The organism is Gemella haemolysans ATCC 10379, assembly GCF_000173915.1.
In the GTDB taxonomy this organism is placed as follows: Bacteria; Bacillota; Bacilli; order Staphylococcales; family Gemellaceae; genus Gemella; species Gemella haemolysans.
On record NZ_ACDZ02000011.1, the window covers coordinates 101,481 to 123,438 of the forward strand.

The window sequence follows — 21,958 nt, forward strand, 5'->3', positions numbered from 1 at the left end:
TATTTTGTAGAAAATTATTGTAAAAAAATCTAACACTAAAATTTATTGTTTTTGTTGTTATAAAATCTAGATAAATCACCACGTCCAATTGAGCGTTCTCTAGGCAAACCATTTGGTCCTGCGAAAATATCGTTATGGATAATCTGTCTGATTTGAGTTGTTTCAGCAGGTACTTCTTTTTTGTTAATAATTTCATCGATAGCTTTTAGACTAAAGCCTTTTGTAATTAAGTCTTTAATAGTTAATAATTTATCGATATCATTAAAAGAAAAAAGCCTAGTATTACCTTCAGTACGTTTTGGAGTGAAGAGTTTTTTTTCTTCATAGTATCTTATTTGTCTTGCAGTAAGTTGAGTAATTTTTGTTACTACACTTATAGAAAAAACTGGAAGATTTTTTTGTAATTCTTTAAACCCCATAATAGTACCTCTCTAATAAGATTTTGTGAAATAAATATTTTATATCTATATAGATATGATAACAAAAAAAGTAAATAAAATAAAGTGTATGTTAGAAAACCTTACATCGTAAAATTACGTAAATATAATAAGGGGTTTTAGATATGTTTTTTATAATTATAGAATAAAGTATGTTTAAAATTTTTCAAAATCATGATAAAATAAGGTTATATAAAAAAGAAAGGATGATAGTATGGCGATATTCTTATCTGTTATAGTTTTTATTATAACTTTTGTATTACTACTGGGTTCATACATAGTATTAGTAGCAAATAATAAAATAAAAAGAAGACGTATGGATAAAGTATTGAAATTGGTGGCTGCATACAGTTTAATTACTGCATTAGTATACTGCTATCAATATTTATACTTATAAAAAATATATATTACAATTAAATATTAAGTTTGGATGTGAAAATTTTGAAAAAAGATTCCTTGTTTAAAGGGACTGCGATACTTAGTTTAAGTTTGATTTTAACGAAAATTTTAGGTGCGATATATCTTATTCCTTTTTATCAGATAATTGGTGGAGAGGAGCAAATGGCTTTATTCAATTACGGATATAGTTATTATGCTACGATACTTGAGATATCTGGAGCAGGAACACCTCTTGCAATAGCGAAATTGGTTGCCAAATATAATGCAATAGGAGCATATAGTGTTAGTAGAAGAATTTATAAACTAGGATCTTGGTTACTAGTAGTAATGGGGATAGTTGGTTTTTGTATCTTATTTTTTGGTTCAGGATTTATATCTGATCAAATTCTTATAAGTAATCAACAAAAATTTACTCCACAAGATGGTGCCTTGGTGCTTAAAAGTTTAAGTTTTGGTATTCCATTAGTTTTAGTATCTTCAGGTCTTAGAGGATTATTCCAAGGGCACGAGATAATGTTGCCTTCAGCACTGAGTCAATTTATTGAACAGGTAGCTCGAATTGCTTTTATGTTAGGTGCAACATATTTCATTATGAAGGTACTAGGATATGGAGTAGTTGAAGGGAATGTTAGTGCTACATTTGCAGCTGCAGTTGGAGCTGTTTTTTCTTTAATTACACTTTTCTTTTTTTATTCTAAAAATAGACGAAGTTTAGATTTTAATATAGAAGATGATGAAGTACAACTTGACATTTCAACATCAGCATTAGTGAAGGAATTCTTCTCAGTTTCTATACCATTTATATTTATAGTAGGTCTATTTCCAATTCTAAATATTATAGACCAACATAATTTTATTCATGGGATGACAGAAATAGGGAAAGCGGATATTGTAGATGGAAGATTCTCAGCATTACAGCTTGTTAATAAAGTAGTAATGATTGCAGTTGCTATTGCTCCAGCGTTTTCTAGTACATTTTTACCTTCTATTACTAGATTGTTTGCCCAAGGTGATAGAATCACTGTTAGTAGTCAAATTAATAAAGTTATTTTGTCATTAATGATGATTGTACTTCCAGCTCTAGTTGGAATGTATGTTCTTGCTGATCCAATTTATTCTGCTTTTTATAGTAGAAGTTTAGAAAATGCTGATTTACTAAGATTTTATTTACCTCTAGCAGTGCTATATTCTATTTATAGTTTAACAAGTATAATTATGCAAGCTGTAAATAAGCAACTATTAAATCTTGCAGCGATTATAGTGGGGTTAGTAGTTAAGTACGTAACTATTACTCCATTTGTTATGAAATTTGAGACGAATGGTGTAATTTTATCTTCAATCACAACTTACCTTGTGATGATTAGTATAAACTTAGTTATTATAAATACAGCGGTTAGACTTAAAATTTTTGAGTTCCTATCTAGATTTTTAATAATCTTAAGTAGTTGCTTTATCATGTTTATCACTGTTGCAGCTATTTATGAATCGATATTATCTAATTTTGTTATTGAATCAAAAATTTCAAGTATGATACTAATTATGATTTGTGCAATCTTTGGTATTGTTATCTATTTCTTCAGTATAACTATGATGAAATTCGATGAATATTTATTTGGAAGAAAGATTAAAATTTCATCTTTAAGAAGATTAAGGAGATAAGAATAGTGAGGCTAGATAAATTTATTAGTACAACTACGACATTAAGTAGAGCAGAAGCGAAAAAAGTTATTAAAAAGGGGATATTAATTAACGACAAATTAATAAAGAGTCCTGATTATAAGGTTGATGAGATTAATGATCAGGTAATTTTAGATGGAAAAAGGTTGGTTTATCAAAAATATGTCTATATTATGATGAACAAGCCGCAAGATACGATATCTGCAACAGAAGATGCGATTGAAAAAACAGTTGTGGATATTTTAAAAGAAGAAGATCGCATTCACAAAGTATTTCCAGTCGGTAGACTTGATAAGGATACTGAAGGACTTATGTTGCTGACGAATGATGGAGAGTTAGCTCATAGATTGATATCTCCCAAAAAAGATGTAGTAAAAAAATACTATGTTGAGGTAAGTGGAGAATTGAAAGAGGAGCATCTTCCAATTATTGAAGCTGGTGTAACACTAGAAGATGGATATAAATGTAAGGCTGCTAAATTAGAAATACTAGAAAGCAACGAGGATGAGAGTAAAGCAAATATATACATAACTGAAGGGAAATTTCATCAAGTGAAAAGAATGATGAAATCACTAGGGACAACAGTAACATATTTAAAGAGATTATCTATTGGTAGTTTAAAATTAGATGAGAATCTAAAATTAGGTGATTATAGATATTTAACAGAAGAGGAACTAAATAAATTAAATAAATAACGGAGGGATATATAATGAGTATCGATTTTAAAAAAGAGGTTCTTAATCATAAGGAGGACTTACTTAAAGATTTATTTGAGTTATTGAGTGTACGTTCAATTTTAGGAACAGATATAACTGAGGAAACTCCATTTGGAAGCGGACCAAGAGAAGCATTAGACCTAATTTTATCTTTTGGTGAACGTGATGGTTACAAGACTAAATTAGTAGAAAATAAAGCTGGACATATTGAAGTAGGGCAAGGTGAAGAATTATTTGGTATTCTTGGTCACGTTGATGTGGTACCTGTAGTAGAAGCAGACTGGACTAGTCATCCATTTAAACCAGAAATAAGAGATGGTAAAATATTTGCTCGTGGGTCATTAGATGACAAAGGGCCTACAATGGCAGCTTATTACGCGGTTAAGTTATTGGATAAACTTGGTGTAAAATGGAATAAACGTGTAAGAGTTATTATTGGAAGTGATGAAGAAACTGGATTTAGATGTGTTGAAGCGTACTTTAAACACGAAGAACAACCAGCATCTGGATTTACACCAGATGCAATGTTCCCATTAGTGTATGCTGAAAAAGCAAGAGCAACTTTCGATCACAAATTGAAATTTGTGGTAGAAGATGGCAACTATAATTATAAACTTGTTAAATTTAATGGTGGTCAAGTTTTAAATATGGTTATTGCCAGTGCAAAAGCTGAATTAGTTGGTGAAGTATCAGATATTAAAGAAAAATTTGAAAACTTCTTAGTACTAGAAAAACTAGATGGTGAAGTTACTGTTGAAGATACAATTAAACTTACACTTAAAGGAAAAGCAGCACACGGATCAACACCACAATATGGAGTTAATGGTGCAACAAAATTAGCAGAATTTTTAAGTACATTAGGACTAGATAATAATGGTAAAAACTTTGTAGATTATATAGTAGAAAAACTTGCTAATGATCCATTCGGCGAAAAATTAGGAATTGATTATTCTGATAATGAAATGGGAGAAGCTACATATAACTATGGTATTATAGATTATGATTTATTGAAAAAGGTTGGTATTGTTTCAACGGATTGTCGTCATCCTATGAAGTTTGATTTAGTAGCTAGATTGAATGGAGTTAAGGTAGATAATATTGATATTGAAGTTACAAGTACTAAAGAAGCGCATTATGTACCGAAAGATGATGAATTAGTAACTACGTTAATGGATGTTTATAGAAAACATACAGGGGATACTAAAAATGATGCGTTTGTATTAGGTGGAGGAACATATGCACGTTGCCTTAAAAAAGGTGTTGCATTTGGATTACTTTTCCCTGATAAAGAAGATACTATGCATCAAGCAAATGAATATTTAGAAGTAGAAGATTTATTATTAGCTACTGCAATTTATGCAGAAGGAATTTACAAACTTTGTTGTGAATAATAAATTTTATAAAAATATTTATTTGATATAATGTTTATTTTGTAAAAAATAAGATAATAAGCAATCTCGAAGATATTAATTCTAATTTTTGTATATATAAATTATAATATCTTTGAGATTTTTAATTTTAGTAAAAAAATAGTATCTTGAAAAAAAAGGTTAAAGAATGTAAAATATATAGTGCATTATAATTTTTAAAAAGAGATTGAAGAAAGGAGCAGTATAAAATATGTCTAAAGAATATTATCAGATGGGCTGGACTTTAGATGATACATATAACGAAGATTATTTTTGTTCGAGAGATAATCAACGTTACTTTATAAAAAAAAATACTACTCCGATGATAGCAACTCTTTCTGCAGAAGGTATTGTACCTAGATTAAGATGGACTAAGCGAATTAGTAATGGAGATGTATTAATCGCACAAGATTTTGAAAATGGTAGAACGTTAAATACGGAAGATATGACGGACAAACGTATACCTGAAATTTTGAAAAAAGTGCATGGATCATCAAAATTAAAAAGAATTATGAAAGCTCAAGGTTATGCTGAAGAAACAGCAGCTAGATCGCTTTGTAATTTAAAATCAATTATTGCTGATGACCTTAGAAAAAATAATAATATTATCGATGCATTAAATTATTTAGAAAAGTGTTTACCAGATGACGATGTAGAATATACACCTTGTCACACGGATTTACATAAAGATAACTGGTTACTTTCAGATCAAGGTAAGTTATTTTTAGTAGATTGGGAACACTCTATACTTTGTGACCCTGCTATTGATATTTCATTTGTATTATATCGATATATTCCACAAAATGAATGGAATGAATGGTTAAAAATTTATGGGCAAGAACCGACAATAAAGTATAGAAATAGACTAAAATGGTATATAACTTTACAATCTGTCATAATGATAGTTTGGTATCATGAGAAGAAACAATTATCAGAAATGAACTCGTGGTTAGTCTTTTTAAATAGTATTTTTAACGATTTTATATAAGCATTAAGTAGGAAAATCCTAATTAATGCTTTTATTTTTTTTATAATCGGTGTAAAATAGAAATAGTTGCGTAATTTATTCTTATAATAAGAAGCTAATATTTGAATAGATTATGATAAATGAAATTAATGGAGAGATGTAATGAGTGTAAAACAATATAAATTATATCTAATAGACTTAGATGGTACTATTTATAATGGTGATAAAAAGATAAAATATGCAAAGGAGTTTGTTGATTATCTAAATACAAATAACATCGACTATTTGTTTTTAACTAATAATTCAACTAGACAACCTAAAGAGGTTGCTGAACACTTAAAAAATTTTGATATAGACACATCAGAAGAGCACGTATTTACATCAAGTGATGCTACTAAAATTTATCTTAAAGGTAAGGGATATAAAAATTTATATGTAATAGGTGAAAGTGGCTTGAAAAACACTTTAAGTTCATTTAACCAAAAAGAAAATGAAGATTGTGTTGACGCAGTTGTAGTAGGTCTTGATAGAAAACTTTCATATGATAAACTTGCTATTGCGACTAGAGCTATATTAAAAGGAGCAGAACTTATCGGAACTAATCCAGACACGTTATTACCAACAGCTAATGGATTTATGCCAAGTAACGGAGGGCAAGTTAAGTATCTAGAATATGCTACTTCTACACCAGCCACTTTCATAGGAAAACCAAGTAAAATCATCATGGAAAGTGCTATAAATCTATTTAGTTATAGTAAAGATGAAATTGTAATGATTGGGGATAACTATGATACAGATATTATGGCTGGTATCAATGGTGGAATAGATACAATTCATGTTCAAACAGGTGTCACAAGTGTAGAAGATTTAGAAAGTAAAGCTCATAAACCGACTTATTCTATTAAAAATTTATTCGAACTAGTTAAATAAAAGGAGAACTCATGATTATTAAAACAGAAGAACAATTACAAAAAATGAAAGAAATAGGTTTCATCTGTGCTACTATTCGCGATGAAATGGTGAAAAAAGCAGTGCCTGGTGTTTCAACAAAAGAATTAGATAATATTGCTAAAGAATTATTCGAAAAATATGGAGCGAAATCTGCTCCAATTACTGAGTATGATTTTCCAGGATATACATGTATTTCATTAAATTATCAAGCAGCACATGGAATACCTTCTAGTACAAAAATATTAAAAGATGGAGATCTCCTTAATATTGATGTATCAGGTTGTAAAGATGGATTTTATGCTGATACAGGTATTTCTTTTGTTGTTGGTAAGGTAGATGATCCAATGAAAGAAAAAGTATGTGAAGTTGCTAAGGAAGCTTTTTACGAAGGAATAAAACATGCTATAGCAGGAAGAAAAATAAACCAAATTGGTAAACATGTACATAAAAAAATAAAAGAACATAAGTTAGAAGTAATTGAAAACTTAACTGGTCATGGAATTGGAACTTCATTACACCAAGAACCACAACATGTGTTCAATTATTTTGATCCATGGGATAATCTAATCTTAAAAGATGGTATGTGTTTAGCTGTTGAACCATTCGTCTCAACAAAGGCTAAAACTGTAGGAAACTCAGATAGAGATGAATGGGAATTAGTAGCGAATGATGGTTCATATATTGCTCAATATGAACATACGATTGTTGTTAGAGAGAATGCTGAACCATTAATTTTGACTAAAATTGATTAATTTTTAATGGAAAAAGTTGACAAGTTAATAAAAATGTTTTAAGATACTACTTATTATAAAATTATGGAGAGAAGTAAATGGCAGAAAATTTAGTAATAGTCGAATCTCCTTCTAAGGCAAAAACTATTGAAAAATATCTAGGGAAAAAATATAGAGTAATATCTTCAAAAGGTCATGTAAGAGATCTTCCAAAAAGTAGAATGGGAGTAGAGGTACTAGATAATGGAAATGTAGATGTGGATTACATTTCTATAAGAGGGAAGGGCGATGTAATTAAGTCTTTAAAAAAAGAAGCCAAAGGAAAGAATGTATTCCTAGCATCCGATCCCGATAGAGAAGGAGAGGCAATAGCTTGGCATATTGCACATATTTTAGGATTAGATAATAATTCTGATAACAGAATTGTTTTTAATGAAATAACAAAAGATGCGGTAAAAGATGCGATAAAACATCCACGTAAGATAAATACTGATTTAGTTCAGTCACAACAAGCTAGAAGAATATTAGATCGTTTAGTTGGATATAATATTTCTCCTGTACTTTGGAAAAAAGTAAAACCAAAGCTATCAGCAGGAAGAGTGCAAAATGCAGCTCTAAAACTAATTGTTGATAGGGAAGAAGAAATTCAAAAATTTGTTCCACAAGAATATTGGTCTATGCCAATTGATTTTATAAAAAATAGAAAAGTCTTAACAGCTAATTTCTATTCTTATAAAGGTGAAAAACTTAAACTTGAAAGTAAAAAAGATGTAGATAAAATAAGAAAAGCGATAAAAGGTGAGGTATTTAAAGTTATCGATGTAGTGAAAACTAATAAAAATCGTAATGCACCTAATGTTTATATTACGTCTACAATGCAACAAGATGCTTCAAGAAAGATTAACTTTAAAACACGTAAGACTATGAGTGTCGCTCAAGAATTGTATGAAGGTATTAACCTTAAAAAGTTAGGTGGAGTTACCGGTTTAATTACATATATGAGAACGGATTCGACAAGGGTTTCTGATGAAGCTGTTAAAATGGCTAGAGATTATATACTAAACAATTTTGGTAAAGAATATCTAGCATCAACAGTTAAAGCTAGAAAATCAAGCAAGAATGTTCAAGATGCTCATGAAGGAATCAGACCTACAAATGTTAATTTCACACCTGATAGTATTAAAGAATACTTATCAAATGACCAATATAAGTTATATAAACTTATATGGGAAAGATTCTTAGCTAGTCGTATGAGTGCTGCAGTTCATGAAACAAGTACAACAACGTTTGAAAATAATAAAGTTATCTATAGAGGAGCGCATTCTAAGTTACTGTTTAATGGATTCTTATCTGTATTGAAAGAAAAAGAAAAAGTAAAACTTGCACCAGAATTTGAAATTGGAGAAGATGCTAAAATAAAAGAAATAAAAGAAGAACAGCATTTTACTCAACCACCTGCACGCTACTCTGAAGCTAAACTTATAGCTGAACTTGAAGAATTAGGAGTAGGACGCCCTTCAACATATGCTACAATTGTTGACACCTTACAAAAGAGATACTATGTAAAATTACAAAATAAAGTGTTTACACCAACTGAATTAGGAACATTAGTTAGTAAAATAACTGAACAATATTTCCCTGATATTATAAATACTAAGTTTACAGCTAATCTTGAGAGTCAATTAGATGATATAGCAGAGGGTAAAGTAGGTTGGGAAAAAACTATATTTAATTTCTATAGTAATTTTAGAAAAGATGTTGAAAAAGCAGAAACTGAAATGGAAAAAGTAGAGATTAAACAAGAATTTACTGGAGAAAGTTGTCCAGAGTGTTCTTCACCACTTGTATTTAAGTTAGGTAAATTTGGTAAGTTTATTGCTTGTTCTAACTTTCCTGATTGTAGATACACTAATACTATCCAAAAAAAAGTTGGAGTAGTATGTCCAAAATGTAAGAAACATGAGATTTTAGAGAAGAAATCTAAAAAAGGAAAATTATTCTATGGTTGTGAAGGATTCCCAGAATGCGATTTTGTTTCATGGGATAAACCTATAAATAGAAGTTGCCCAAAATGTGAGAATATCTTATATGAAGGGAAAAAAGGTGTTCTATGTGGACATTGTGATTATAAAGAAGAAATAAAAAAATAGAAAAAAGATTAAAAGGATTTGATAATTCTTCTCAATTATCAAATCCTTTTGTTTATAATGCGATATATTATTATTATATAAAATTAATCGTTTGAAAATGATTGCATTATTGCTATATTAGAATTCTAAAAGAAAGACTTCCCTTACAACTTCTACAAATTGTCAGAAAATTTAAAACATTTATCCAACAAAAAAGGTGATATTTTCAAAAAATCTATTGACAAATGTTGATAAATATATTATTGTATATAACATATTAAAAATTAATTGAAAATATTTGGAGGAGATGACATGTTGAAATTTTTAAAGAAAAATCCATATGTATCAATCGGACTTATGCTATTTGCACTATTCTTTGGTGCAGGTAACTTAATTTTTCCAGCATTCTTAGGACAAAACGCTGGAACAAACTTATCTACAGCGATGATTGGATTTATTATTATGGGAGTGGGATTACCACTATTAGGAGTTATTGTAATGGGGTATTCAGGAGCTGAAGACCTATTAGATTTATCAAGTAGAGCAGGGAAAGTATTCGGTGTTTCTTTTACGACTTTATTATACTTAACAATTGGACCTTTCTTTGCAATCCCTAGAACAGGGACTACTACTTATGAATTAGGACTATCTAGCTTTGTAGCACCAGAAAATGCTACAATTGCTCAAGCTATTTTCTTAGCATTCTTTATGGCATTAACATTATGGTTAGCTATTAGTCCTAATAAATTAGTAGATAGAATTGGAACTGTAATCACACCAGTTTTACTGCTTTCAATGGTTGTTTTAATCATTGCATCATTAGTTAAACCAATGGGTCTAGCACAAGAACCTACAAAAACTTATCAAACTACTTCATTAGCATTTACAAATGGACTAATGGAAGGTTATAATACAATGGACGCATTAGCATCATTAGTATTTGGTATCATCGTAATCAACTCTGTTAAATTATACGGAGCAAAAACTAAAAAAGAAGTATTTAATAATACAGCTAAATCAGCAATTATCGCTGCTTTATTACTAGCTTTAGTATATGTATTTATTTCTAATATTGGAGCAACATCAGTTTCTGTTTTAGGATTACAAAAAACAGGAGCAGGAGTATTAACTGGGGCAACAACATATTACTTTGGTAATGTTGGTAAATTATTACTATTCGTTATCGTATTCTTAGCTTGTTTAACTACAAGTGTAGGATTAGTAACAGCTTGTGCTTCATTCTTCGTAAGACTTTATGATAAAGTTAGTTATAAAACGTACGCTATCGCGTTAACATTATTCTCATTTGCAGTAGGTAACTACGGATTAGCAGCAATCATCCAAGGAGCTGTTCCAGTACTTGTTTTATTATATCCATTAACAATGGTATTAATTTTACTAGGATTTTTAAACAACTTCTTTGGTGGTAAAAAAGTAGTTTATGTTTGTACAGTTTTATTCACTGGATTATTTAGTTTATATTCTACTGTAGCTTCAACATTTAAGCTTGCAGTACCTGCAGTTGATAATGCACTAGCTAAAGTAAACTTCCTTCCAGTACCAGCTGATTTTGCATGGTTAAACTATGCATTAGTAGGATTTGTACTTGGAATTGTATTAACATTCTTTGTAAAAGAAAATAAATAACTATATGTAAGATGGTAGAGGAAATATCTTCTATCATCTTTTATTTTTTAACTATTGTTTTGACATTAGGTTAAAGCAATGGTATTATTATAAGATGTAATCTAATATTTTAAGAGATAAAATGAATATAATAACAAAACATTACACTAATGTTATTTTTTTAGGAGAAATAATGGTTTTAGAATTTAAAGAATATACAAAAAAAATAAAAAGAGATACAATATTAGAACTTGATTTTAGAGTTGAAACAGGAGAAATATTAACTATTGTTAATAATAGTTCTGCTAGTTTAGAATTATTAAAAGACTCATTTAGACAAAGAACTAAGTTTAAAGGTGAGATTCTTTTCGATGGTGAGAATATAAATAATCAGAGACTTTTATTTGCTAAAGATTTTGGTTTTTATAATGATTTATCATTATTAAAAAATTTAAAAAAAGCATTATCTCTATTTAATATAAAAGCTACTGAAGAAGAATTAGTAGGAGATCTAGAATTTTTAAACTTAAATTCTAGTAGAAAATATAAAGATTTAGAATCAAATGAAGTAATAAAATTTCATATTCTATTTTCAATTTTAATAGATCAAAATGTATTGATTATTGATAACACTGAAGAAAGCTTAACTACTGAAGATAAAGAGGAGATAAGTGAATTAATTCTTGATAAATCGAACAATGCAAATGTTATTATTTTAGATACAATGCTTGATAGCTTTAATAGTATTGCTGATAAAGTTCTAGTTATTACTGATGGAATTAAATCATACTTCGGAAGTCTAGAAGACTTATTAATATTAAAGCAACTTACGGCTATAAATGTTTCTAGTCAAGAAAACCTAGATGAAATTTTAGAAGGGCATAAATTTACTATTTATCACAATAATGAAATTGTAGTAAGAGAAGAAGTTCTTGAAGAAGTAGTATATGCCTTATTGAAAAATAACATAGAAGTTTTTCAAATTCGCAATTTAGGTGAAAAAATTAAATTATATGAGGGCGAGGCTGATCTATAATGTTGTTTGCAATAGAATTCGGAAAGTTATTTAGACGTAAATTTAATTACTTGTTTATAATTATTTTATCGTTAATTAACTTTGCATTTGTATATAAACTAGACGCATTGGCTACGTTTTATGATAAGTCAATACTAGATATTATATTTTCAATAATTCTGAAAGTGAATATGGTAACTGTATTTTTTATAATGGGATTAAATTATATATATTCATATAGAGAAGATTATATTTCAAAAGTCAATGTTCTTTTGGAAATAAGAAAAAAGAAAACAACAAGAGATATCTTATCTATTTTAGCAAATTTAATTTATTTTTTAGTTTACTATGTTATAGTAATTGCATGTTTCGTAGGAATAATTTTCTTACGAAAAAGAAATGTTTTTGAAGAGTTAAAAACATTAACGTTGAATGTTAATACAGCAGGATCATTTGCTACGATGCTAGTTTTATTATTCGTGTTTGCTAATCTTGTTTTCTTACTAGCTTTAACACTATTCAATAACACAAACTTGGCAATTTCTTTCTCACTTTTATATTTTATAGGAGGAGAAGTAATAGCAAATATGATAAAATCTAGATTTTCTGTACCAGCAGAAAGAGTAGATAATAGCGTATTAACTATCTTTACTAAATCATTTAATCTATTAAATCAGAATATTACTTTTAGTCTGGGGAACTTTTTACCACTTGTATTAAACATGTTAGGATTAATTGTAGTAATAGTTATTGTTAGATTAATGAAAAAAATTATAGGATAGAAGGAGACTAGAATGGATACACAGATACTAATTCAATATGTGATAGTATTATTGAGTTTAATACTTTTAGAAGGATTGCTTTCGGCAGACAATGCTATTGTTCTTGCTGTTATGGTTAGACATCTACCACCTAAAGAACAGAAGCATGCATTGATGTACGGTCTTGCAGGAGCACTAATATTTAGAATAATAGCGATTTTCTTAATTACAATTTTAGCACAGTATTGGGAAATTCAAGTTTTAGGTGGTTTATACTTGCTGTATATGGCAGGTGCGCATATTAAAGAATTTTTCGATAAGCGAAAACAAGTTGATGAAACTGAAGAAATTGCTGAACCTAAAAAACAAAGTGGTTTTTGGGTGACTGTAATTAAAGTTGAGCTTACTGACATAGCTTTTGCGATTGATTCAATTTTGGCTGCTGTAGCTATCGCGATAACATTGCCTCATATTTCTGAAATATCTATTGGAGGAATTAACCTTGGTCAATTTACTGTAATGGTAATTGGAGGTTTTGTTGGTGTAATTATCATGCGTTATGCAGCTAATATATTTATAAGAGTATTAGAAACTAAACCTGGTTTAGAAATCGCTGCATTTCTAATTGTTGGTTGGGTAGGTATTAAACTATTTGTAATTGCAGCTGCGCATGAAAAATTAGCACTTATCCCTCATGATTTTCCACATTCTACACTTTGGACTGTTATTTTCTGGGTAGTATTACTCGGATTATTAGTGTGGGGAGTATTAGTTTCAAAAAGATTTGAAAATAAATAATATTTTAGAAGAGATGATATGTATATATCGTCTCTTTTTAGTATTTGTATGTTTTTTATTTTCGTATACACAAATTAATATATATGATATAATTTTAAATTATATAATTAAAATACAAGGAGGATAAAAATGGCATTTGATGGTTTTTTCATAAGAAAAATGGTGAAAGAATTAGAAGAAAATATATTAAATGGTCGTATAAATAAAATAAATAATTTATCGACAGACGAATTTGTATTTTCTGTTAGAAAAGGAAAAAATTTAAAGTTATTTTTATCTGCAAATTCAAGTGCATCTAGAATACAGTTAACAAATAATAGTTTTGAAAATCCTTCAACACCTTCGAACTTTTGTTCAGTACTGAGAAAGTATTTAACAGGTGGAATAATATTAGAGATTAATCAAGTTAATAATGACCGAATAGTAATTTTTAAAATTAAAAACTTTGATGATTTAGGATATGAAAAGTATTATTATCTAATTTCGGAATTAATGGGTAAACACTCAAATATAATATTAACTAATGAAGATAATATAATCTTAGAGTCTTTAAAAAATAGTTATAGTCTTGAATATAAGAGATCGACTATATCTAATATGGAATATACTCTTCCTCCGACAGCTGAAAAAATTAACCCCTTTGACTTTAGTCGCTATAGTGATATTGAGTTTTCTATTGATGATAAGAAATTTTTAATGAAAAGTTTCTACGGTGTTTCAGCATTACTGAATAATTATTTTGAAAAAAATTCGAAAGAGGATTTGAAAAATTCATTTATTAGTTTTTGTGAAGAATTTGATAATTACTATAAACCCGTTTTACTTGAAGAGAACAATAAGAAAGATTTTTATTTCTTTCAAGTTAAAGAGTATAGTAGGGATTTTGAATCGTTGTCACAATTATTAGATTATTACTACATGGATATAGCTAGAGAGTCAATAAATAAAAATACTGACAAAAAACTTTTTAATTTTGTTAATTCTAAAATAAATAGATTAAATAAGAAAATTGTTATATTAAAAGATGAACTGGAACAAGCTAACAATAGAGATGATTATAAATTAAAGGGACAACTTCTAATTTCAAATATTTATTTATTTAAAAAAGAAATACCAGAGATTGTAACACTGCAAAATTTTTATAGTGAAGATTTATTGGACATTGAGATTGAGTTAGATCCAAATCTAACTATTGAGAAAAATTCAGAGAAGTACTTTGATTTATATAAAAAGAACAAGAGGACGATTGAGAATTTAATTGAACAAATAGAGATTGCAAAACAGGATTTAGGATATTTTGAGACTATTAAATTCCAAATCGAAAATGCAGATAAAACGGATATAGCGGAAATCAAAGAAGAATTGATTGCTAATGGAATATTAAAAGAAAAGATAAAGGTTAATAAGAAAAAGAATAAGAGTAATTATTTTGTAATTAATCATAATGGTACCGCCATTTATGTTGGAAAAAATAATCTTCAAAATGATGCTATTACTAATAAATTAGCAAGACGAGATTATCTATGGTTTCATGCTAAAGATATTCCTGGTAGTCACGTCGTAATCTTTGATAATAATCCTAGTGAAGAAACAATAGAAGTTGCATCAATGTTAGCTGCTTATTATTCGAAGTTTAAAAATGAAGAGTATGTTAATGTTGATAGAACATTAATTAAAAATGTAAAAAAAATATCTGGTGCTAAACCTGGTTTAGTAACATATACCGGACAAAAAACGGTTAAACAAAAAATTGATAAAGATCTTATAGGAGAGCTCTTAATAAAATAAAACAATTAAATAGTTTAGAAAGGTGAACATATGAATGATAAATTAGATGTGAAGGCTAGTATAAAAGATACATTACCGACAGTTTTTGGATACATTGGTATAGGGATAGCCTTTGGAATTATTGCGAGTTCAGTTGGACTCAGTCCTTTCTTTGTTGGAGCAATGTCATTATTTATATATGCAGGAGGAGCTCAATTTATAACTGTAAGTATGCTTTCTAGTGGCTTTCCTATACTCTCAATTATTTTGGCAACATTTCTAATAAACTCAAGAATGATATTAATGAGCATGGCAACAGCTCCCTTTTTCAAACGATATAGTGTGTTTAAAAATATTATAATTGGTACTTTTTTAACTGATGAGAGTTTTGCTTTAGGGATGAATAAACAAAACTATACTAATGGAAGGCTGACTTACGAATGGTTCAATACTGCAAACCTAGTATCTTATTTTACTTGGTCAGTATCATCGGTACTAGGTGCGTTACTGGGTGGAATAGTTAAGGATCCTAGGGCTTTAGGATTGGATTTTGCTCTAGTAGCAATGTTTATAGGATTACTATATTAACAAGTTATTTCAGATTTTACTATAAAGAAAAAAGTACAATTTCTAGTAATAGTTGTTGTGTTCTTCTTAGTATATTTTGGAATGATTTTTATTCCAAGTAATTTATTAATTATAGTGGTTACTTTAATAGGATGTGCGATAGGAGTGGTATTGAAACATGTTATCTACTAGCTATATAATATTAACAATATTAGGATGTTCAATTGTTACTTGGTTATCTAGGGTACTTCCATTCATATTGTTGAAGAAATTTGATTTACCTAAACCAGTTATAGAGTATCTAAGTTTTGTACCGATTGTAATAATGTCGGCTTTATGGTTCAATAGTCTGTTTGTTCAAAAGATTGGGGAGTTCCCTCAAATTAATTATGAAAATCTACTTGCTTCATTTCCCACTGTATTAAGTGCTATTATTTCAAAGAGTCTCCTGGTGATAGTTGTAGTAGGAATAATTTCATTAGCGATTATTAGAATTGTATTTTAAAAATAAAAAATGAGAATTTTAAGAAAATATAACCGAATTAATTTACAACTTAAATATACATGTTTATAGTTTAAATTTTTTTCGATTTATGGTATCATAAAAAGATAATAAAACATAACAGAAGGATACGAAAAATGGAGAAAGGATTATTAATAGTTCTTTCAGGACCTTCAGGAGTTGGTAAAGGTACTGTTAGAAAAAGAATTTTTGAAAGTAATGATGTTGACTTCGAATATTCAATTTCAATGACGTCAAGAGGTATTAGACCTGGTGAAGTAGACGGAGTTGATTATTTCTTTAAGACAAAAGAAGAATTTGAATCTTTAATTCAACAAGGTGAGTTATTAGAATATGCTCAATATGTTGATAATTATTACGGAACTCCCGTTAAATATGTAAGGGAGACGATGGAAAAAGGAAAAGATATATTTTTAGAAATTGAAGTACAAGGTGCAGGACAAGTAAAAAGTAAAATTCCAGATGCTTTATTTATATTTTTAGCACCACCAAGTATCGGTGATCTTAAAGAAAGATTAAAAGGACGTGGAACTGAGACTGATGAAGTAATAGAATCACGTATAGCAAAAGCTAAAAAAGAAATTAACATGATGCACTTATATGATTATGTTGTTGAAAATGATGAAGTAGATAAAGCTGTAGAAAGAATAAAAGCAATTATACTTAGTGAGCATTTAAAACGTGAGCGCATAGAGATGAAATATAGAAGAGCATTATTAGAATTAGAAGAAATGTAGGAGAAAAAAATGTTATATCCAAAATTAGACGTATTAAAATCAAAAGTAAATTCAAAATATATGCTAGTATCATTAGCAAGTAAAAGAGCAAGAGAACTATTTGCAAATCCTGAAACAAGCAAACTAGATAAATACACTTCTCATAAAGAAGTTGGTAAAGCATTAGAGGAAATTGCTGAAGGTAAAATTTCTGTATTAGAAAAATAGTTTAGATTATTGTTTACAAAATAGTATTTTTAGTGTAAAGTAATATAAGTGTTTTTCTTTGAGTGATCGCGGCAGTAATGCTGAGGAAAGTCCATACTCACACAAGCTGAGATGCTTGTAGTGTTCAACGCTAAACGAAAAAATAAGTTTAGGCACCTTATGGTGACGGCAGAAAATATGACCTAAGTAGTTTTCTATATGGTTATATGTCTTGAAAGTGCCACAGTGACGGAGTTCTTATAGAAATATAAGAAGTGGAACGCGGTAAACCCCTTGAGTGAGCAATTCAAATTTTGGTAGAAGCACTTATTCCACAGAAATGAATGTAGGAATAGGAAATATGTATATATTTAGACAGATGATCACAGCTATTTTTACGAGAGTAGACTAGTCTCGTTCGAGTAAGATAGATACAGAATATGGCTTATGATAAGAAAAACAACTAGTTCTAGGGGCTCTTAGGAGCCCCTTTTTTTAAGGAGGAAGAAATGAATTTTAATTTAGTAGCAACAACCCCTATGGGAATTGAAGCAATAGTAGCTAAAGAAGTGCAAGAATTAGGTTATGAAACAAAAGTAGAAAACGGGAGAGTGTTCTATTCAGGAGATAAGAGAGCAATAGTACGTTCGAATCTATGGTTAAGATGTGCAGATAGGGTTAAAATCGTAGTTGCACAATTTCCTGCGTATACTTTCGAAGAACTTTTTGAAAAAACTAAAGAAATAGAATGGGATAAGTATCTACCAGTAGATGCCAAATTCCCTGTAGATGGACGAAGTCATAAGTCTACATTATTCAGTGTTTCTGACTGTCAATCAATCGTTAAAAAAGCAATTGTTGAGAAAATGAAAAAAAGCTATGGAGTTACAGGTTGGTTAACGGAGACTGGAGCTAGATATAGATTAGAGATTATTATGTTAAATGATATTGCGACTATTCTATTAGATACTTCTGGAGATGGACTGCATAAGCGTGGATACCGAGCTAAACAAGGGACAGCACCATTAAAAGAAACATTAGCAGCAGCAATGGTTAAACTTACAAACTGGAAAGGTGAAACACCATTATACGATCTATTTTGTGGATCGGGAACATTATTAATTGAAGCGGCAATGGCAGCACAAAATATGGCACCTGGAATCAATAGAAACTTTGACTTTGAAAAATGGCCTTGGATGCCTAAAAGTCTTGTAGATGAAGAAAGAAATAAGGCGGAGGATCTAATTGATTATGATAAAGAATTAGAATTATATGGTTCCGATATTGACCCTAAGATGATAGCAACTGCTGAAAATAATGCTGAAGAAATAGGATTAGCAGGTGTTATTAAGTTTAAACAAATGTCAGTTTTTGACTTTGTGGCGAAGAAGGAAACTGGTTGTGTGATTGCCAACCCACCGTATGGAGAACGTTTAGGTGAGAAAAAAGAGGTAGAGGCGATGTATAAGTTTTTAGGGACTGAACTAAAAAATAAAAAACATTGGTCACTTTACTTATTAACTTCTCATAAAATGTTTGAACATTTATATGGTAAAAAGGCGACAAAAAGAAGAAAGCTATTTAATGGTTCCATTGAATGTACCTATTATCAATACTGGGGAGAAAAATTAAGATAACATTTGACAATTATAAAAATATATCATAAAATAAGGATGTAAGTAGAGTTATATTATAAAGAAAAGAGGTTGAGTTTATGCATTTAACAAAAAGTACTGAACAAGCAATCTGTATAATGGTAATGTTATACCTTCAAGATAGGCATGTTTTCTTAAATTCTAAGGAAATAAGCCAGCGTTTAAATATTTCTCCAACGTATCTGAAAAAAATTATGAGAAAATTGGTTGTCAATGATTTAGTAAAAGCTAACACTGGTATTGGCGGGGGATATAAATATAAATCAAATAAAAAAGTTACTTTATATGACGTATATGTAGCGCTAAATGATGAAGTAGAAATATTTGCTTTAAAAACAGATTATGTGTCTAAAATTTTTGAAGGTGCGTTAGCAGTTGATAAACGTTATAGCAAGTATTTGAAAAAAGTTAACACTGTAAATAAAGCTATAAAATCTTCATTAGAAGAAATTACAATTGAAAACTTAGTTGAAGATATTCTAGAAGAGAATTCTAAAATAAGATTAGATTGGAATAATTGGGAAGACGAATTTGAAAGGGTAAACGTCTTCTTTAAAGGATAAAAAAGAACGGTTATGAAAATTCATAACCGTTCTTTTTATTATAAAGCACTAGCAAATGATTCGATAAATTTATCGATATTTTCAAAGTCTTCGTCTGTATCTGCTTCGATTTCAATTTTAAGGTTTTCTGTTGGGTTAGTTGCACCAGTTTTAGCAATTTGTTCGTTGAATTGATCTACAGAAACACAATATTCATCATAAATTGTGTCACCAGTACCTATAACTCCATAGATTTTTCCTTCATAGTCTTTATCAGCAAGTGCTTCGAAAAATTCTTCCATTTCCTCTGGTAGCTCTCCTTCACCGTATGTGTATGTAGCTACGATAAATGCATCTGCATCATCAAGAAAATCAAAATCTTCCATATCTTCGATAAATAATTTTTCTATTTCTAATCCTTTTTCTTCTTCGAATTTTTCTATCATTAAATCAGATAACATTTCAGTATTACCTGTTAAACTCGCATAAACTAATTTAATATTCAAAAAGGTCCCTCCGTTCTATTTATATATAAATGATAACTATTCCCTATTATAACGTATAAGAAAAGTTAAGTAAACAAAAACATTTTATAATATTTATTTTGAGCAAAATTATTGAAAATTTGTGAAAAATATAGTTTAATTTTACTATAATTTTCATCTTGGAGGTACAGTATGGAAAAAGGTTTAATTCTTTTCCATTTTATCTGTAGTAGGAGTAAAATTTAATATTAAAATTTTACAAATATAAATAGAAGATGAGTAATATACTCATTGTGGAGGATAGATAAATGGAAAACAAATTTACATTTTTTGAGAAATTTATTATGATTTCTACAAAAGAAACTTTATTATTTTTATTAGTACTTTTTGGGTTATTTTACTTTATGTATTATCTAGCACAAAAAAGAGTTAGTTCTTCAAAACGAACTTTATTATCAACAGCAATTGGTTTACTTTTAGGTATTGCTATTCAAGCATATTCAGGATTCAGCGATGAACCAATGAAAATTAAATATGTTGCTGAGATTACGACTTGGTATTCACTATTCGGTAATGGTTTCATCGATTTAATTAAGATGTTGATAATTCCATTGGTACTTGTCTCAATAATTAATGTTATTGTTAATATTAATGCAAATACAGACGTTAAAAAATTAACACGTTTAACATTGATTATTACATTAGGTATGGTAGCAATTAGTTCAATCGTTGGATTTATAGTCTCTTCAGTATTTAAACTTGGAAGTAGTTCTATTGTATTAGGAAACGGAGAAAGTAAAATTAAAGAAGTGAAGAATGTTGTAACAATTATTCGAGAATTAATTCCTTCGAATCCAATAAAAGCAATGGTTGATTTTAACGTTATCGGTATAGTTATCTTTGCAATGTTTATAGGCTTAGCAGCAAGATATATTCAAAATAAAGATGAAAACAAAGTTAAGACTTTTATTGATTATATCGCCAACTTACATGCTATAATTTCTCGTATGACAGTCCTAGTAATTAGATTATTACCCTATGCAGTAATCCCATTACTAGCCAACACAATTGCACAAAGAGGATTAAAATCAATTAAAGATGTACTATTATTTATTGCTTTACTATATGTAGCCGTAGTAATTCAATTCATTATTCAAGGATTATTCTTAGTTTTACACGGTGTTTCACCAGTTACATATTTCAAAAAAGCAAGTAAACCTTTAGTCTTAGCATTTACATCACGTTCAAGTGCAGGTACTTTACCTTTAACAATTAGTACATTAACTAAAGAAATGGGTGTTAACCAATCAACAGCTAACTTTGTTGCTTCATTCTCATCTACAGCAGGAATGCAAGGATGTGCGGGAATTTATCCGACTATGTTAGTTGTGTTCTTGGCTAATGCAAATGGAATCACTATTGATGCAACATTATTCATTATGACTGTGGTTGTGGTAACATTAGGTTCAGTAGGTATTGCAGGAGTTCCGGGAACAGCAATTACTGCCGCTTCAGTTTCAGTAAATGGAGTAGGTTTTGGGGCATTATTTAACCAAATTAATCCAATCTTAGCAGTAGATCCGATCTTAGATATGGGACGTACATGCTTAAACGTTAGTGGTGGTATGACAAACTCAATCATGGTTGATAAGCATTTAGGTTTATTTAGTAAAGATAAATTTAATGAGTTTAAAAAGGTAACAGAATAGACAAATTAATCGCAGTGTAAAGATACTGCGATTTTTTGTATTCAAATTTTACAGTTGATATAGCAAAAATATAAAAACTATATTATTAAAATGTAGAAGTTATTTGAAATATAAAATAACAAAACTTATAATATGTATATTATTAGTTTTTTTGTTCGCAATATGATAATA

Annotated in this window: 22 protein-coding genes and 1 other RNA gene; 21 read left to right on the forward strand and 2 right to left on the reverse strand. The window is 29.1% G+C overall.

Going from position 1 to position 21,958, the window contains the following annotated elements:
- Positions 1 to 35: 35 nt before the first annotated feature.
- Positions 36 to 419 (reverse strand): MerR family transcriptional regulator, encoded by a 384-nt coding sequence (locus GEMHA0001_RS05010; RefSeq protein ID WP_003144662.1) that lies wholly within the window; start codon positions 417 to 419, stop codon positions 36 to 38.
- Between the two features lie 232 nt (positions 420 to 651).
- Here GEMHA0001_RS05010 and GEMHA0001_RS05015 point away from each other — a divergent pair, with 232 nt between their 5' ends.
- The 20 genes from GEMHA0001_RS05015 to GEMHA0001_RS05105 all read left to right on the forward strand — a co-directional run bounded on the left by GEMHA0001_RS05015 (position 652) and on the right by GEMHA0001_RS05105 (position 19,614).
- Positions 652 to 834 carry a hypothetical protein gene (locus tag GEMHA0001_RS05015; protein ID WP_004264283.1) on the forward strand — a complete coding sequence of 61 codons (183 nt, stop codon included), beginning with the start codon at positions 652 to 654 and terminating at the stop codon, positions 832 to 834.
- A gap of 35 nt (positions 835 to 869) precedes the next feature.
- Complete coding sequence (locus GEMHA0001_RS05020; protein WP_224207456.1) at positions 870 to 2,495, forward strand: putative polysaccharide biosynthesis protein; 1,626 nt, start codon at positions 870 to 872, stop codon at positions 2,493 to 2,495.
- Positions 2,496 to 2,500: 5 nt separating this feature from the next.
- Entirely contained in the window at positions 2,501 to 3,208 is a 708-nt protein-coding gene (locus tag GEMHA0001_RS05025; RefSeq protein WP_003144713.1) for a pseudouridine synthase, read from the forward strand.
- A 14-nt stretch (positions 3,209 to 3,222) separates the two neighbouring features.
- Positions 3,223 to 4,620, forward strand: coding sequence for a dipeptidase PepV (pepV, locus tag GEMHA0001_RS05030; RefSeq protein ID WP_004264337.1), 1,398 nt, complete (start codon positions 3,223 to 3,225; stop codon positions 4,618 to 4,620).
- Positions 4,621 to 4,849: 229 nt separating this feature from the next.
- Positions 4,850 to 5,626 (forward strand): phosphotransferase family protein, encoded by a 777-nt coding sequence (locus tag GEMHA0001_RS05035; RefSeq protein ID WP_004264292.1) that lies wholly within the window; start codon positions 4,850 to 4,852, stop codon positions 5,624 to 5,626.
- Between the two features lie 141 nt (positions 5,627 to 5,767).
- Positions 5,768 to 6,535: a TIGR01457 family HAD-type hydrolase gene (locus tag GEMHA0001_RS05040; protein WP_004264440.1), complete on the forward strand. Its 768-nt coding sequence runs from the start codon at positions 5,768 to 5,770 to the stop codon at positions 6,533 to 6,535.
- Positions 6,536 to 6,546: 11 nt separating this feature from the next.
- Entirely contained in the window at positions 6,547 to 7,308 is a 762-nt protein-coding gene (gene map, locus GEMHA0001_RS05045) for a type I methionyl aminopeptidase (RefSeq protein WP_004264431.1), read from the forward strand.
- Between the two features lie 77 nt (positions 7,309 to 7,385).
- The gene (topA, locus tag GEMHA0001_RS05050; protein ID WP_003144692.1) at positions 7,386 to 9,437 is read left to right on the forward strand and encodes a type I DNA topoisomerase; all 2,052 of its coding nucleotides are present in this window, start codon (positions 7,386 to 7,388) and stop codon (positions 9,435 to 9,437) included.
- Positions 9,438 to 9,728: 291 nt separating this feature from the next.
- Complete coding sequence (gene brnQ, locus GEMHA0001_RS05055) at positions 9,729 to 11,063, forward strand: branched-chain amino acid transport system II carrier protein (protein ID WP_004264396.1); 1,335 nt, start codon at positions 9,729 to 9,731, stop codon at positions 11,061 to 11,063.
- 172 nt (positions 11,064 to 11,235) lie between these two features.
- Positions 11,236 to 12,078 (forward strand): hypothetical protein, encoded by an 843-nt coding sequence (locus tag GEMHA0001_RS05060; protein ID WP_003144658.1) that lies wholly within the window; start codon positions 11,236 to 11,238, stop codon positions 12,076 to 12,078.
- Between the two features lie 191 nt (positions 12,079 to 12,269).
- Positions 12,270 to 12,839: an iron ABC transporter permease gene (locus GEMHA0001_RS05065; protein ID WP_248657383.1), complete on the forward strand. Its 570-nt coding sequence runs from the start codon at positions 12,270 to 12,272 to the stop codon at positions 12,837 to 12,839.
- Positions 12,840 to 12,851: 12 nt separating this feature from the next.
- Entirely contained in the window at positions 12,852 to 13,616 is a 765-nt protein-coding gene (locus GEMHA0001_RS05070) for a TerC family protein (protein WP_004264443.1), read from the forward strand.
- Between the two features lie 129 nt (positions 13,617 to 13,745).
- Positions 13,746 to 15,404, forward strand: a complete 1,659-nt coding sequence (locus GEMHA0001_RS05075; protein ID WP_003144699.1) for an Rqc2 family fibronectin-binding protein — start codon at positions 13,746 to 13,748, stop codon at positions 15,402 to 15,404.
- Positions 15,405 to 15,434: 30 nt separating this feature from the next.
- Positions 15,435 to 15,971, forward strand: coding sequence for an AzlC family ABC transporter permease (locus GEMHA0001_RS05080; protein ID WP_004264411.1), 537 nt, complete (start codon positions 15,435 to 15,437; stop codon positions 15,969 to 15,971).
- 157 nt (positions 15,972 to 16,128) lie between these two features.
- Complete coding sequence (locus GEMHA0001_RS05085; protein ID WP_003144685.1) at positions 16,129 to 16,455, forward strand: AzlD domain-containing protein; 327 nt, start codon at positions 16,129 to 16,131, stop codon at positions 16,453 to 16,455.
- A 134-nt stretch (positions 16,456 to 16,589) separates the two neighbouring features.
- Complete coding sequence (gene gmk / locus GEMHA0001_RS05090) at positions 16,590 to 17,210, forward strand: guanylate kinase (RefSeq protein WP_004264450.1); 621 nt, start codon at positions 16,590 to 16,592, stop codon at positions 17,208 to 17,210.
- 9 nt (positions 17,211 to 17,219) lie between these two features.
- Positions 17,220 to 17,417, forward strand: coding sequence for a DNA-directed RNA polymerase subunit omega (gene rpoZ / locus GEMHA0001_RS05095; RefSeq protein WP_004264469.1), 198 nt, complete (start codon positions 17,220 to 17,222; stop codon positions 17,415 to 17,417).
- Positions 17,418 to 17,471: 54 nt separating this feature from the next.
- Positions 17,472 to 17,849: RNase P RNA component class B (rnpB, locus tag GEMHA0001_RS08800), an RNA gene on the forward strand.
- A 56-nt stretch (positions 17,850 to 17,905) separates the two neighbouring features.
- Positions 17,906 to 19,033: a THUMP domain-containing class I SAM-dependent RNA methyltransferase gene (locus tag GEMHA0001_RS05100; protein ID WP_004264288.1), complete on the forward strand. Its 1,128-nt coding sequence runs from the start codon at positions 17,906 to 17,908 to the stop codon at positions 19,031 to 19,033.
- 77 nt (positions 19,034 to 19,110) lie between these two features.
- Positions 19,111 to 19,614, forward strand: a complete 504-nt coding sequence (locus GEMHA0001_RS05105; protein WP_003144673.1) for an RrF2 family transcriptional regulator — start codon at positions 19,111 to 19,113, stop codon at positions 19,612 to 19,614.
- Positions 19,615 to 19,652: 38 nt separating this feature from the next.
- Here the strand turns inward: GEMHA0001_RS05105 and GEMHA0001_RS05110 are convergent, their stop codons facing one another.
- Positions 19,653 to 20,099: a flavodoxin gene (locus tag GEMHA0001_RS05110; protein WP_004264359.1), complete on the reverse strand. Its 447-nt coding sequence runs from the start codon at positions 20,097 to 20,099 to the stop codon at positions 19,653 to 19,655.
- 287 nt (positions 20,100 to 20,386) lie between these two features.
- Between GEMHA0001_RS05110 and GEMHA0001_RS05115 the strand changes: the two genes are divergently transcribed.
- Positions 20,387 to 21,787 (forward strand): cation:dicarboxylate symporter family transporter, encoded by a 1,401-nt coding sequence (locus GEMHA0001_RS05115; protein ID WP_004264476.1) that lies wholly within the window; start codon positions 20,387 to 20,389, stop codon positions 21,785 to 21,787.
- Positions 21,788 to 21,958 lie beyond the last annotated feature (171 nt).

What these genes read in the sequence shown, in the direction of transcription:
- GEMHA0001_RS05010 (WP_003144662.1), bottom strand. Translation starts at nt 419, where the DNA reads ATGGGGTTTAAAGAATTACAAAAAAATCTTCCAGTTTTTTCTATAAGT.
- GEMHA0001_RS05015 (WP_004264283.1), top strand. Translation starts at nt 652, where the DNA reads ATGGCGATATTCTTATCTGTTATAGTTTTTATTATAACTTTTGTATTA.
- pepV (WP_004264337.1), top strand. Translation starts at nt 3,223, where the DNA reads ATGAGTATCGATTTTAAAAAAGAGGTTCTTAATCATAAGGAGGACTTA.
- GEMHA0001_RS05035 (WP_004264292.1), top strand. Translation starts at nt 4,850, where the DNA reads ATGTCTAAAGAATATTATCAGATGGGCTGGACTTTAGATGATACATAT.
- GEMHA0001_RS05040 (WP_004264440.1), top strand. Translation starts at nt 5,768, where the DNA reads ATGAGTGTAAAACAATATAAATTATATCTAATAGACTTAGATGGTACT.
- map (WP_004264431.1), top strand. Translation starts at nt 6,547, where the DNA reads ATGATTATTAAAACAGAAGAACAATTACAAAAAATGAAAGAAATAGGT.
- topA (WP_003144692.1), top strand. Translation starts at nt 7,386, where the DNA reads ATGGCAGAAAATTTAGTAATAGTCGAATCTCCTTCTAAGGCAAAAACT.
- brnQ (WP_004264396.1), top strand. Translation starts at nt 9,729, where the DNA reads ATGTTGAAATTTTTAAAGAAAAATCCATATGTATCAATCGGACTTATG.
- GEMHA0001_RS05060 (WP_003144658.1), top strand. Translation starts at nt 11,236, where the DNA reads ATGGTTTTAGAATTTAAAGAATATACAAAAAAAATAAAAAGAGATACA.
- GEMHA0001_RS05065 (WP_248657383.1), top strand. Translation starts at nt 12,270, where the DNA reads ATGGGATTAAATTATATATATTCATATAGAGAAGATTATATTTCAAAA.
- GEMHA0001_RS05070 (WP_004264443.1), top strand. Translation starts at nt 12,852, where the DNA reads ATGGATACACAGATACTAATTCAATATGTGATAGTATTATTGAGTTTA.
- GEMHA0001_RS05075 (WP_003144699.1), top strand. Translation starts at nt 13,746, where the DNA reads ATGGCATTTGATGGTTTTTTCATAAGAAAAATGGTGAAAGAATTAGAA.
- GEMHA0001_RS05080 (WP_004264411.1), top strand. Translation starts at nt 15,435, where the DNA reads ATGAATGATAAATTAGATGTGAAGGCTAGTATAAAAGATACATTACCG.
- GEMHA0001_RS05085 (WP_003144685.1), top strand. Translation starts at nt 16,129, where the DNA reads ATGTTATCTACTAGCTATATAATATTAACAATATTAGGATGTTCAATT.
- gmk (WP_004264450.1), top strand. Translation starts at nt 16,590, where the DNA reads ATGGAGAAAGGATTATTAATAGTTCTTTCAGGACCTTCAGGAGTTGGT.
- rpoZ (WP_004264469.1), top strand. Translation starts at nt 17,220, where the DNA reads ATGTTATATCCAAAATTAGACGTATTAAAATCAAAAGTAAATTCAAAA.
- GEMHA0001_RS05100 (WP_004264288.1), top strand. Translation starts at nt 17,906, where the DNA reads ATGAATTTTAATTTAGTAGCAACAACCCCTATGGGAATTGAAGCAATA.
- GEMHA0001_RS05105 (WP_003144673.1), top strand. Translation starts at nt 19,111, where the DNA reads ATGCATTTAACAAAAAGTACTGAACAAGCAATCTGTATAATGGTAATG.
- GEMHA0001_RS05115 (WP_004264476.1), top strand. Translation starts at nt 20,387, where the DNA reads ATGGAAAACAAATTTACATTTTTTGAGAAATTTATTATGATTTCTACA.